10 protein-coding genes are annotated in these 13,079 nt (G+C 55.3%); all 10 read right to left on the bottom strand.

What is annotated here, in order from left to right:
• Positions 1-11: 11 nt before the first annotated feature.
• The 10 genes from tilS to lpxD all read right to left on the bottom strand — a co-directional run bounded on the left by tilS (position 12) and on the right by lpxD (position 13,078).
• Entirely contained in the window at positions 12-1,313 is a 1,302-nt protein-coding gene (gene tilS, locus AAF463_RS03920; protein ID WP_350261560.1) for a tRNA lysidine(34) synthetase TilS, read from the bottom strand.
• Positions 1,314-1,367: 54 nt separating this feature from the next.
• Positions 1,368-1,757: a VOC family protein gene (locus tag AAF463_RS03915; protein ID WP_008108470.1), complete on the bottom strand. Its 390-nt coding sequence runs from the start codon at positions 1,755-1,757 to the stop codon at positions 1,368-1,370.
• 75 nt (positions 1,758-1,832) lie between these two features.
• On the bottom strand, positions 1,833-3,983 hold the full coding sequence (locus AAF463_RS03910) for a lysine decarboxylase LdcC (protein WP_350261559.1): 2,151 nt from the start codon (positions 3,981-3,983) through the stop codon (positions 1,833-1,835).
• A gap of 375 nt (positions 3,984-4,358) precedes the next feature.
• A complete protein-coding gene (accA, locus tag AAF463_RS03905; protein WP_101762038.1) occupies positions 4,359-5,318 on the bottom strand; it encodes an acetyl-CoA carboxylase carboxyl transferase subunit alpha in 960 nt (319 codons plus the stop codon).
• Between the two features lie 12 nt (positions 5,319-5,330).
• On the bottom strand, positions 5,331-8,813 hold the full coding sequence (dnaE, locus tag AAF463_RS03900; RefSeq protein ID WP_101762039.1) for a DNA polymerase III subunit alpha: 3,483 nt from the start codon (positions 8,811-8,813) through the stop codon (positions 5,331-5,333).
• A gap of 31 nt (positions 8,814-8,844) precedes the next feature.
• On the bottom strand, positions 8,845-9,471 hold the full coding sequence (gene rnhB, locus AAF463_RS03895; protein ID WP_110867575.1) for a ribonuclease HII: 627 nt from the start codon (positions 9,469-9,471) through the stop codon (positions 8,845-8,847).
• On the bottom strand, positions 9,464-10,612 hold the full coding sequence (lpxB, locus tag AAF463_RS03890) for a lipid-A-disaccharide synthase (RefSeq protein WP_350261558.1): 1,149 nt from the start codon (positions 10,610-10,612) through the stop codon (positions 9,464-9,466). The genes rnhB and lpxB overlap by 8 nt, the downstream gene beginning before the upstream one ends.
• Before the next feature lie 3 nt (positions 10,613-10,615).
• Positions 10,616-11,404, bottom strand: coding sequence for an acyl-ACP--UDP-N-acetylglucosamine O-acyltransferase (gene lpxA, locus AAF463_RS03885; protein ID WP_101762042.1), 789 nt, complete (start codon positions 11,402-11,404; stop codon positions 10,616-10,618).
• Between the two features lie 3 nt (positions 11,405-11,407).
• Positions 11,408-11,863: a 3-hydroxyacyl-ACP dehydratase FabZ gene (fabZ, locus tag AAF463_RS03880; protein ID WP_007893924.1), complete on the bottom strand. Its 456-nt coding sequence runs from the start codon at positions 11,861-11,863 to the stop codon at positions 11,408-11,410.
• A gap of 189 nt (positions 11,864-12,052) precedes the next feature.
• A complete protein-coding gene (gene lpxD / locus AAF463_RS03875; RefSeq protein WP_101762043.1) occupies positions 12,053-13,078 on the bottom strand; it encodes a UDP-3-O-(3-hydroxymyristoyl)glucosamine N-acyltransferase in 1,026 nt (341 codons plus the stop codon).
• Position 13,079: the final 1 nt, after the last annotated feature.

The following is a 13,079-nucleotide window of genomic DNA, read 5'->3' as shown; positions in this document are numbered from 1 at the left end:
TGCTCTCCATTTTATTGTTGTGGTGACCAGACCGCCTGCCAGCCTTGCTCGTTGCTGGCTGCGCCTTCGCGGGTAATAAACAGCCCCGGCGCGCTAATTAACGTCTGGTTAAAATAAATCAACGGAATACGTTCGCGCTGCCAGGGCGCAACGCCCAGCTCTTGCCACAGCTTCTTCATCTCGCGGCCACCTGCGCGCCCCTGTATATGATAATAACCCTGCGCCTGAAAGCGGATCGTGATCGCTTCATCCGCTGCAGGCTGGCGTAGCTCGGCAATCCACGCATTCGCGTGCAGCGAACCTAAACCAGCGGGTAAATTAAGCGGCTGCGTGCTGTCTTGCCAGGTTAGCAAGTGCTGACTAAGTGAAGGCTGCGGCGGTAACCAATAGAGTTGCTGGCGATAGCGGCGCAGCTCAAAAGCGCCGAAACGCAAGCAAGGTTTGGCGTCTTCACGGCTGTTGATGACTTCATCGGTGATGCGTTTCAATGCCTCGCGCGAAGGCATCGCGCCGCCCTGTTGAGCAATCCAGCGGCGTAAAAGCGCATGACGCCGCGCTTCGCTCATGTTCATTAACGGCGGGAAGTGCAGCGCGCCCTGCGCATCGCTAAGCTGCGCCAGCTGTTCCGCCAGCAACTCGTCAAGCAGTTGCTCCTGCTCGCCACAGAGCGCGGCGCTGCGTGCACTGGCGGCACTGAAATGCGGCCAGCGCGCCTGCAGCTGCGGCAGAATCTGCTGACGCAGGAAGTTGCGGTCATAGCGGCTATCGGCGTTGCTTTCATCTTCAATCCAGTGCAACTGGTGCTCGGCAGCATAGTTTTCCAGCTGCTGACGGCTAACGTCGAGCAACGGACGCAGATGCCAATGTTCACCCACCCTGCGCTGCAGCGGCATCGCGGCCAAACCCGCCGGTCCGCTGCCGCGTTTTAACGCCAGCAGCAGCGTTTCCGCCTGATCGTCACGGTGCTGAGCGGTAAGTAAGTGTTCACCGGGTTGCAGATGCTGAAACAGCGCCTGATAGCGTGCTTCGCGGGCAGCCGCTTCAATGCCGTTGGCGCGGCCATCAACCTGCACATGCAGCACTTCACAGGGAATCTGCCACTGCTGGCAAACTTGCTGGCAATGCAGCGCCCAGCTATCGGCATTCGGGCTAAGACCATGATGGACGTGTAACGCGCGCACGCGTAGCGCTGGCTGCTGACGTTGCCAGCAGACCAATTGATGCAGTAGCACGGTGGAATCAAGTCCGCCGCTGAACGCCAGCACATAGCCAGCGTCGGGTGTCAGCAGCGAAGCAAGATGAGATAAAGACATGAGCGCGTTCCGTCCGGGCGAGCCACCGAATTGCGGCTCGCGGCGGACGCTAGTTTACGCCTGATACAGCTCCAGCGGCAAACCATCCGGATCGGGGAAGAAGGTGCAGGCTTTACCGGTTAACGCATCGATACGAATCGGCTCACACGTCACGCCCTTCTCCGCCAGCGCCGCTATAGACTGCTCAACATCCTCAACGCAAAACGCCAGATGACGCAGGCCGCAGGCTTCCGGTCCACTAACGCGTGGCGGCGGCGAGGGGAAAGAGAACAGTTCGATGGTATAAACCCCGTTCAGGCCAAGATCGCCTTTCCACGAGTCACGCTCGGCGCGGTAATATTCACCCAACAATTCAAAGCCCAGCACATCACAATAAAACGCCTTACTGCGCTGATAATCGGTGGCAATAATGGCGATGTGATGGATCTGTTTAATCTGCAGCATAGCGACTCCGGTTTTCACACAAGCCGCTTACACTACGTGGCAAATGCGGCCATGAAAAGAGGTGATTGTCCTAAGTTAGCCTTCGTCATCTTCACGCAATACGCGCACCAGATAACGCCCATCGTCCGTCAACGTCGCACCGTGAATGCCGGTCTCGAAGCCGGGATAGTGCCGGCCGATGGTGCATAGCATCAGCAGAAAATCGAGTACGGAACGGCTCTCTTCGGTGATCATCTCGCCCGGCATCACCACCGGCACGCCAGGCGGATACGGCAGAATCATGTTGGCGGAAATGCGCCCCACCAGCTCGCGAATATCCACCGTTTCCACCTGACCTTTTACCTGGCGCTGAAATGCCTGATGCGGCGTCATCTTCATCTCCGGCAGTACGTCGAACGCTTTCAACATCAGTCGCGGCAGATCATGTTGCAGGATCAATTGATGAATACCCTGCGCCAGCGTTTGAATGCGCATGTTGCGGTAGAAGTCGGGATCTTCAGCGTAGAGATCCGGCAGCATATTTTTCACCCGCAGGTTGAGATCGTATGCGCGCTTAAACTCCGTCAGCCCACGCAGCACGCTCATCGCTTTGGTTTTATCGATGCCGATGCTGAACAGGAACAGCAGATTGTACGGCCCGGTTTTCTCCACCACGATGCCGCGCTGATCGAGGAACTTCGCCACCAGCGCGGCTGGAATGCCCTCTTCCGCCATGTTACCCAGCTCGCTCATGCCCGGCGTCAGAATGGTGACTTTGATCGGATCGAGATACATATGATCGCGATCGGCATGGGTGAAACCGTGCCAATCCTCCTCGCCCGGCTGGATCGGCCAGCATTCGGCCTGATCGACCTGCTCTGGCTGCCAGATATCAAAGAACCAGCCGTCAGACTCTTCCCGCAAGCGTTGAATCTCACGACGGAAATGCAGCGCACGTTCAACCGAGCGGTTGATCAGTCGCTTACCCGGATTGCCGCGCAGCATCGCCGCCGCGGTTTCAATCGACGAGACAATCGCGTAGCTTGGCGAGGTGGTGGTGTGCATCATGTAGGCTTCGTTGAAGGTGTGCTCGTCGTAATCGCCTTTGATGTGAATCAGCGAAGCCTGCGAGAACGCCGCTAACAGTTTGTGCGTCGATTGCGTTTCATAAATCACTTTGCCGGGAGTACGATCGCCGCTCATGCCGCTTTTACCGGCATAGATCGGATGGAAATTGGTGTACGGCACCCACGCAGAATCAAAGTGGATCGATGGCACATCCAGCGTCTGTTTGATGAACTGCGTGTTGTACAGCAGGCCATCGTAGGTTGAGTTGGTGATCACCGCATGCACTGGCCAGCTAGCGCGCGGCGTGGCGTTGACCTTTTGCTGGATGCTGTCACGCGTAAACTCGCGCTGCGGAATGCCGCCCAGAATGCCCAGCGCGTTGCGCGTCGGTTTGAGCCAGATTGGGATGATGTCGCTCATCATCAGCAAATGGGTCAGCGATTTATGGCAGTTGCGGTCAATCAGCACCGTGCTGCCCGATGGAGCCGCATACATGCCGACGATTTTGTTCGAGGTCGAGGTGCCGTTAGTCACCATGTAGCTTTGCTCAGCGCCAAAGGTGCGCGCAACGTACTCCTCCGCTTCCAGATGCGGGCCGGTGTGATCGAGCAATGAACCCAATTCCGTGACCGAGATCGAGACATCCGCTTTTAAGGTGTTCGAGCCAAAGAAGTCATAAAACAGGCTGCCCACCGGGCTTTTCTGGAAGGCGCTGCCGCCCATGTGACCCGGCGTGCAGAAGGTGTATTTGCCCTCTTTGACGTAGGTGAACAACGCTTTAGTTAGCGGCGGCGTGATGTTATCGATGTACTCATCGGTGTACTGACGAATATGCAGCGCGATGTCATCGGCAGCGCTCAGGGCATACTCGAAGAAGTGCAGCGCCATGCGCATCTCGTTGATGCTGACATCCATCTGCGAATGGGTGTTGATGAAGGCATAGAGCGGCAGATATTCATTAAGCTGATTGATGTCGCTACACAGCGCCAGACTGTAATCGTCCCAGTCAAAAATCACACCGCAGATACGCGGATTGTGTTCAATCAACTTCAGCAGGTCGCTGGCATTATTGGGGTAAACGGTTTGGAAGCCTTGCAGCTTGAGGGCAGCATCCAGTTCGCGAATAGGCTCATCTTTGTAGAAAGCGCCGTGCGGTCCCATGATCGCAATAATATTCAATGCTCACCTCCTGTGGTGTTGTGGCACTGAATAAGGATAGCGAAAAGCGCGCGGGGATAAACCTGGAATGCTCTGCTGTTGAGTGATTGCAACCGAATGCTAATGCACCAGAAAAGCCACGATCAAGCCAAAGGGGACAGGAAAGAGCAGCCCGAAGAGCAAAGCGTCCGAGCCATGGATGGCGAGGCCGATCTGCATGGATGCAGTTATTCTTTGCGATCGGGCTGGTCTTTTCTGGACCTTGCACCGGAGTCACAGCGAAATCGTCGAACCAGGTAGCCATGGATGGTTACCCTACGGATGGCTGATCAGAATGGTGTTCGTTCGACATAAAAAAAGCGGACCGGGGTCCGCTTCTTGCTTAGCTCTGATGTATCAAGCGTAGCCGTAGTTCATCAGGCGCTGATAGCGACGGTTGAGCAACTCTTCGGTGCTCAGCACATCGAGATCGGCCAGATCGGCCAGCAGTTGCTGCTTAAGCGAAGCCGCCATATCTACCGGTTGACGATGCGCACCGCCCAGCGGCTCAGGAATGATGGAATCGATCAGCTTCAGCTCTTTCAGACGCTCAGCTGTGATACCCATCGCTTCCGCAGCCAGCGGAGCTTTATCGGCGCTTTTCCACAGGATCGACGCACAACCTTCCGGTGAAATCACCGAATAGGTGCTGTACTGCAGCATGTTGACTTTATCACCCACGCCGATTGCCAGCGCACCACCGGAACCGCCTTCGCCGATTACGGTACAAATTACCGGAATTTTCAGACCAGACATTTCACGCAGGTTGCGTGCGATCGCTTCTGACTGACCGCGCTCTTCTGCACCCACGCCCGGATAAGCTCCCGGCGTATCGATGAAGGTGATCAGCGGCATCTTAAAGCGTTCAGCCATTTCCATCAGACGCAGCGCTTTGCGATAGCCTTCTGGTGCCGGCATACCGAAGTTACGACGAATTTTCTCTTTGGTTTCGCGACCTTTCTGATGACCAATGATCATCACAGGACGACCGTCAAGACGGGCAATACCGCCGACAATCGCTTTATCATCGGCATAAGCACGATCGCCAGCCAGTTCGTCGAAATCATCAAACGCGTTGCGGATATAGTCCAGTGTATAAGGACGCAGCGGATGACGCGCGAGTTGCGCCACTTGCCATGCGCCTAAATCGGAGAAGATTTTACGGGTCAGCTCAACGCTTTTTTCGCGTAAACGCTGCACTTCCTCATCCAAATTAATATCGTGTTTCTCATCCGAACGGCCAATCGATTTTAACGAGTCGATTTTCGCTTCAAGCTCTGCGATTGGCTGTTCAAAATCCAGGTAATTAAGACTCATAATGTTCCTGTTTTAGTCAAACTCCAGTTCCACCTGCTCCGATCCTACTAACGACCGCAAATCGTTGAGTAAACGATCGCTGGGCGAAATACGCCACGCTGCACCAAAGCGTAGCTTCGCTCGCGCATCGGCTCTCTGATAGTAGAGATGCACCGGAATGGTCCCGGAACGATGAGGCTCCAGAGACTGGCGGAGACGGTTTAAAAGCTGGTCATCAATTTGCCTGTCCGTCAGCGAGATAGCAAGTCCGCGCGCGTATTTTTCCCGCGCTTCGTCGATGTCCATCACTTCTCGAGCGGTCATTTTAAGGCCACCGCTAAAGTCATCAAAGCTGACCTGTCCACTGACGATCAGGATACGGTCCTTCTCCAGCAACTGCTGGTATTTATCTAACGCATCGGTAAATAACATCACTTCAAGACGACCAGAACGATCGTCAATGGTACAAATACCAATTCGGTTGCCGCGTTTAGTGACCATCACACGGGCGGCAATCACCAGCCCCGCCGCGACGGTTACTTTACCACGATCTGTCGGATGCATGTCTTTCAGCCGCATGCCGCCGACGTAACGCTCAATTTCTTTCAAATACTGGTTAATCGGATGTCCGGTAAGATAGAGACCCAAAGTCTCTCGTTCGCCATCCAGTTGAATTTGTTCCGGCCACGGCGTGATGCTGGCGTAGGATTTCTCTACCTGCTCTGGCTCTTCGGCCAGCACGCCAAACATATCGGCCTGGCCGATGGCTTCGGCTTTAGCATGCTGATCGGCCGCTTTTAATGCATCGCCGAGTGCACTCATCAAAGCCGCGCGATGCGGGCCGAGACGATCGAATGCGCCCGACATGATCAGTTTTTCCATTACGCGACGGTTGATCTTTTTGGTGTCGGTGCGCGCACAGAGATCAAACAACTCTTTGAAGTAGCCGCCTTCATTACGCGCATCAATGATCGCTTCGATCGGGCCCTCACCCACGCCTTTGATCGCGCCGATGCCGTAAACGATCTCGCCTTCGTCATTGACGTGGAACGGATACAAACCGGAGTTGATGTCTGGCGGCAACACTTTGAGGCCCATGCGCCAGCATTCGTCGACCAGGCCAACCACTTTCTCGGTGTTATCCATATCAGCGGTCATTACGGCCGCCATAAACTCTGCCGGATAGTGCGCTTTCAGCCACAGGGTTTGATAGGAAACCAGCGCGTAAGCGGCGGAGTGCGACTTGTTAAAGCCATAACCGGCAAATTTTTCTACCAGATCGAAGATTTTCATCGACAGCTCACCGTCGACGCCCATCTTCTCCGCGCCGTCCCGGAACACCGAACGCTGCTTCGCCATCTCTTCGGGTTTCTTTTTACCCATCGCACGACGCAGCATGTCCGCGCCGCCCAGCGTGTAGCCAGACAGCACCTGCGCAATCTGCATCACCTGTTCCTGATACAGAATGATGCCGTAGGTCGGCTCCAGCACCGGCTTCAGGGTTTCGTGCTGCCACTGAATATCCGGATAAGAGATCTCTTCGCGACCGTGCTTACGGTCAATGAAGTTATCTACCATGCCCGATTGCAGCGGTCCCGGACGGAATAGCGCAACCAGTGCGATCATATCTTCGAAGCAGTCAGGCTTCAGACGTTTGATCAGATCTTTCATGCCGCGCGATTCAAGCTGGAACACCGCCGTGGTTTCCGAGCGCTGCAGCATATCAAAGCTTTTCTTGTCATCCAGCGGAATGGCGGCGATATCAATCGGTGGCAAACCCTGCTTTTCACGGCGCGGGTTAATCATCTTCAGCGCCCAGTCGATGATGGTAAGCGTACGCAGGCCAAGGAAGTCAAACTTCACCAGCCCGGCATATTCCACGTCATTCTTATCAAACTGGGTAACCGGGAATTGCCCGTTTTCATCGCAGTACAGCGGCGCAAAATCGGTGATTTTGGTCGGCGAGATCACCACACCACCGGCATGTTTACCGGCGTTACGCGTGACACCTTCCAGTTTGCGCGCCATGTCGATCAGCGCTTTCACCTCTTCATCAGCCTCGTAGATCTCCGGCAGCTGCGGTTCAGCCAGGAAGGCTTTCTCCAGCGTCATGCCCGGATCCGGCGGGATCAGTTTCGAGATACGATCAACAAAACCGTACGGATGACCGAGTACGCGTCCCACATCGCGGATGACCGCTTTCGCCGCCATGGTACCGAAGGTGATGATCTGCGATACCGCATCGCGTCCATACATATCGGCCACGTGATCGATCACCTGATCGCGCTTCTCCATGCAGAAGTCAACGTCAAAGTCAGGCATCGACACACGTTCCGGGTTCAGGAAACGTTCGAACAGCAGGTCAAACTCCAGCGGATCGATATCGGTGATTTTCAGCGCATACGCCACCAATGAACCGGCACCCGAACCGCGGCCTGGGCCGACGGGAATGCCGTTGTCCTTCGACCACTGAATAAACTCCATCACGATCAGGAAGTAGCCCGGGAAGCCCATCTGGTTGATAACAGTGAGTTCAATCTCCAGACGTTCATCATATTCCACGCGTTTTTCTGCGCGCACCGCCGGATCCGGGAAGAGGAATTCCATACGCTCTTCCAGGCCTTCACGTGACTTCGCCACGAGGAAGTCTTCAGTGCTCATGTCACCGGTGGGGAACTGCGGCAGGAAATATTCGCCGAGGCGCACCGTCACGTTACAGCGCTTAGCAATCTCTACGCTATTTTCCAGCGCTTCCGGAATGTCCGAGAACAGCTCGCACATCTCCTCTTCACTGCGCATATATTGCTGAGGACTGTAGTTGCGTGGACGCTTGGGATCGTCCAGCGTATAGCCGTCATGAATTGCGACGCGGATTTCATGCGCATCAAAATCTTCTTCATTCAGGAAGCACACTTCGTTGGTGGCAACGACGGGAATGCCTTCGGCCACCGCCAGCTCGACGGCGGCATGCAGATACGCTTCTTCATCGGCGCGACCGGTGCGCATCAATTCCAGGTAATAACGATTCGGGAAGTGTTCCTGATAAAAGCTCAAACACTGCGCTACCATCGCGCTATTACCGCGCAGCAGACTGCGGCCCACGTCGCCGCGACGTCCGCCAGACAGCAGAATCAGGCCTTCGCCCAGCTCCAGCAGCCAGTCGCGATCAATGATTGGGCCCGCAATGCCGTAACCGCGCTGATATGCACGTGAAATCAGCAAGGTCAGGTTTTGATAACCGGTGTTATTGGCCGCCAGCAGCGTTAACTGTGTCAGCTCATCGCCCATCAATTCGCTGGCAACCTGGAAGTCAGCACCAATAATCGGCTTGATCCCCGCGCCGTGCGCGCTGCCGTAAAAACGCACCAGCCCGCACAGGTTGATGTAATCGGTAATAGCAATCGCCGGCATGCCCAGCGCAGCCGCCTTCTTGACTAAGGGTCCGGTTTTCGCCAGACCATCAACCATGGAGTAATCACTGTGGACGCGCAGATGTATAAAACGAGGTTCAGCCATATCAGTTTCCGGTTAAAACAGCGTCAGGCTATTAAAGCGTAGTTGGCTGGCGGGCTGCCAGCACATCGGCATCAATCAAGGCGTTACGCACCGGCGCAAAGCTGCGACGATGATGAGGTGTGGCGCCGTGCTGCGTCAGCTTTTCCATGTGCAGCGCGGTTGGGTAGCCTTTGTGTTGCGCAAAGCCATATTGCGGGAACAGCAGATCCAGTTCGGCCATTTCACGATCGCGCGTGACTTTGGCGATGATCGAGGCAGCACTGATCGCTTGCACCAGGCTATCACCCTTCACCACCGCCTGCGAGGGCATCGGCAGCGCCGGGCAACGGTTACCATCAATCAGTACGAAGTCCGGTACAATTTGCAAACCCGCGACCGCGCGCTGCATCGCCAGCATGGTAGCGTGCAGAATATTGAGCTGATCGATCTCCTCTGGCTCGGCACGACCAAGGCTCCAGGCCAGCGCCTTCTCTTTGATCTCGTCATACAGCGCCAGACGACGCTTCTCGGAGAGCTTTTTCGAGTCGGCCAGTCCTGCTATCGGGTTGGCGGGATCGAGGATCACCGCCGCCGTGACCACGGCGCCAACCAGCGGGCCGCGCCCTACTTCATCAACGCCAGCAATCCGCTGCGCGTTGGGATAGATAAATTCAGCCATTGATAATCTCCAGTACCGCATCCGCCGCCTGCTCATCGGCATTCCAGCGAATCTGTTGATGCAGTTCGGTGAAGGTTTTCAGTAGCGCTTCGCGCTCCGGGCCCGCGTGCAGTAACGGCTCCAGCGCCGCGGCGAGCGCGTCAGGCTGGCATTCGTCCTGCAGCAACTCTTTCACCAGCTCGCGACCGGCCAGCAGATTTGGCAAGGAAACGTACGGCGTTTTTACCAGACGTTTTGCCAGCCAGAAGGTCGACGGCTTCATGCGATAACCGACCACCATCGGGCATTTCGCCAGCATGCACTCCAGCGCGGCGGTGCCAGACGCAAGAATAGCGGCATCGCTGGCCAGCATCGCCTGACGGCCTTTGCCATCCAGCAAATGCATCGGCAGTTCTGGCGCAACTTGCGCTTTGATCTGCTCAAACTGCTCGCGGCGTTTGGCGTTCACCAGCGGCACCACGATTTCCAGCGTGGGATAGCGCTGACGCAGCAGCTGCGCGGCGCGCAGGAAATCGGCGCTGAGCATTTCCACTTCGGCACCGCGACTGCCCGGCAACAAGCCAAGGCAAATCGCCTCGTCAGCAATGCCTAACTCGCGGCGCGCCGCCAGCTTATCGGGCTGCAGCGGCATCGCATCAGCCATGGTGTGGCCGATAAAGCGGCACGGCACGTTAAAGCGATCGTAAAACGCTTTTTCAAACGGCAGGAATGCCAGCACCAGATTGGTGTTGCGGCCGATTTTGAAAACGCGCTTTTGACGCCATGCCCAAACCGAAGGGCTGACGTAATGAATGGTGCGAATGCCCGCGCGCTTGAGGCGACCTTCCAGCGTAACGTTGAAATCCGGCGCATCAATCCCCACGAACACATCCGGCTTGAGTTCGGTGAAGCGCTGCGTCAGGTCACGACGAATTTTCAGCAGACGCCGCAGGCGTCCCAGCACTTCGACGATGCCCATCACCGCCAGCTCTTCCATCTCATACCAGGCTTCGCAGCCTTCGGCCTGCATCAGCGGACCGGCCACGCCAACAAAGCGCGTATCAGGATGGCGCGCTTTTAACGCACGGATGAGACCTGCACCAAGAATATCGCCGGAGGTTTCTCCGGCGACCAGGGCAATCGTTAGGGGACGCGCTGACATGGATTAACGAATCAATCCACGCGTTGAACGGGCAAAGAAGTCATAGAAAGGCTGCACTTCGCTGTGTTGTTTCGCCAGCTCTTCAATCTCTGGTTTCACTTCATCCAGCGTTTTGCCGCTGCGGTACAGCAGTTTGTACGCGTTGCGAATGGCATGCAGCGCTTCTTTGCTAAAGCCGCGACGCTTCAGACCTTCGATGTTGATACCGTATGGCGTTGCGTGGTTGCCCTGCGCAATGACATAAGGCGGCACATCCTGCGCGACGCCTGAACAACCGCCAACCATCACGTGAGCACCAATGGTGCACCACTGATGTACCGCCGTCATGCCGCCGATAATCGCAAAATCATCAACGGTGACGTGACCGCCCAGCGTGGCATTGTTAGCAAAGATGCAGCGATTACCGATCACGCAGTCATGCGCGATGTGAGCATTCACCATCAGCAGGTTATCGCTGCCGACCTTGGTCACATTGCCGCCCTGTGTGGTGCCACGATGAATGGTGACGCTCTCGCGGATGCGGTTACGATCGCCAATTTCAACGCGCGTCGGTTCGCCCGCATATTTCAGGTCCTGATTCACTTCACCGATGGAAGCGAACTGGTAGATCTGATTGTCTTTGCCTATACGCGTGTGGCCGTTCACCACCACGTGCGATTTGAGTACGGTTCCTTCACCAATTTCCACATTAGCGCCGATAAAGCAGAACGGGCCGATATGAACATTGGCGCCGATGACGGCACCCTCTTCAATGACAGAACTGGGATGGATATTAGCGGTTGAATCAATCACTTATTATGCCTCCCGGCTACGGGCACACATCATGGTCGCTTCACAGACAATTTTGCCGTCCACGGTCGCCACGCCTTTAAAGCGCGTCAGACCACGACGGGTTTTCTCGAAGGTCACTTCCATGATCATCTGATCGCCCGGCACAACCGGACGTTTGAAACGGGCTTCATCGATACCAGCGAAGTAATAGAGTTCGCCTGGTTCCAGTTTCCCAACGCTTTTGAACGCCAGAATACCGGTCGCTTGCGCCATCGCTTCCAGGATCAGAACGCCTGGGAAAATCGGCTTACCAGGGAAATGTCCCTGGAAAAACGGTTCGTTAACAGAAACGTTCTTCACCGCGCGCAGATATTTATGCTCTTCAAAATCCAGCACGCGATCAACCAGCAAGAAAGGATAGCGGTGTGGCAGCAGTTCTAAAATCTCTTCAATTTTCAGAGTATGCGTTTCAGTAGTCAAAATACTCTTCCTGTCCTAAAAATCTGATGGCATCAATAACACGGCCTGCACCGATCAAAATGATCTTCCGCAGGCCGCAAATTAGTTCGGGGCGTTTCGCTTTCTTACGATACCTGCTGCCATTCTCGGGTTACCGAAGGTGGAAGAAAGTACACTTCTTGTTATGAAAGCAAGTAGCGTGGGATGCGTTTAGTCGTCTTTACCGACCTTACGTTCGATGGCTTTTAAGCGTTTGCTTATTTCATCGATGTTCATCACCAGCGCTGCTGTTTTACGCCAGGTTTTGTTCGGTTGCAGTGGAATACCCGACGAATATACGCCTGGCTCTGTGATCGGGCGCATTACCATGCCCATGCCCGTTACGGTCACTTTGTCACAGATTTCCATATGGCCGTTAATGACGCTGGCGCCGCCAATCATACAGTAACGTCCAATCTTCAGACTACCCGCCATGATCACACCACCCGCAACAGCGGTGTTATCACCAATCACGACGTTGTGCGCAATCTGACACTGGTTATCTATGATAACACCATTGCCGATCAGAGTGTTATCCAGCGCGCCGCGATCGATGGTAGTACAGGCACCAATTTCAACCCGATCACCAATCACGACGGTACCCAGCTGCGGGATTTTCACCCAATTGCCGCGATCGTTAGCATACCCGAAACCATCAGCACCAATGACGGTGCCGGACTGAATCAGACAATCCTGACCAATCTGAATTTCGTGATAAATCGTGACGTTAGCCCACAAACGTGAGCCGCGACCGATACGCGTCTGCTTACCAACAAAACATCCTGCGCCAATAACGACGTCGTCACCCAGCTCTACGCCAGACTCGATCACCGCATTTGCGCCTACCGAAACGTTGTTACCCAGCTTAGCCGTTGCAGCGATCACCGCGCTGGGCGCGATATTCTGCGCGGGCTGCGGCGTTGTGTCCAGCAGTTGTGCCATGCGGGCATAAGTCAGGTAAGGATTTTTCACCACCAGGGCGGCCGTTTTACACCACTCCAGATCCGCTTCCGTCAGCACCACGGCTGAAGCCTGGATAGTAGCGAGCTGCTCGCGGTAGCGGCTGTTTGCAAGAAAAGTGATTTGGCCAGTTGTGGCGGATTGCATAGAAGCAATGCCGGAGATGACGATATCGCCATCTCCGTGCAATTCTGCATCCAACTGCTGGGCTAAATCAGCCAGTCGAATTGATGACATC

Source organism: Pantoea sp. BJ2 (assembly GCF_040255075.1).
Classification (GTDB): domain Bacteria; phylum Pseudomonadota; class Gammaproteobacteria; order Enterobacterales; family Enterobacteriaceae; genus Pantoea; species Pantoea leporis.
The sequence above is the reverse complement of the archived record's forward strand: the minus strand, read 5'-3'. Positions and strand labels throughout refer to the sequence as shown.

Bases quoted from the DNA above. Each gene is read 5' to 3' on its own strand.
- tilS (WP_350261560.1), bottom strand. From the start codon at position 1,313: ATGTCTTTATCTCATCTTGCTTCGCTGCTGACACCCGACGCTGGCTAT.
- AAF463_RS03915 (WP_008108470.1), bottom strand. From the start codon at position 1,757: ATGCTGCAGATTAAACAGATCCATCACATCGCCATTATTGCCACCGAT.
- accA (WP_101762038.1), bottom strand. From the start codon at position 5,318: ATGAGTCTTAATTACCTGGATTTTGAACAGCCAATCGCAGAGCTTGAA.
- dnaE (WP_101762039.1), bottom strand. From the start codon at position 8,813: ATGGCTGAACCTCGTTTTATACATCTGCGCGTCCACAGTGATTACTCC.
- rnhB (WP_110867575.1), bottom strand. From the start codon at position 9,471: ATGGCTGAATTTATCTATCCCAACGCGCAGCGGATTGCTGGCGTTGAT.
- lpxB (WP_350261558.1), bottom strand. From the start codon at position 10,612: ATGTCAGCGCGTCCCCTAACGATTGCCCTGGTCGCCGGAGAAACCTCC.
- lpxD (WP_101762043.1), bottom strand. From the start codon at position 13,078: ATGTCATCAATTCGACTGGCTGATTTAGCCCAGCAGTTGGATGCAGAA.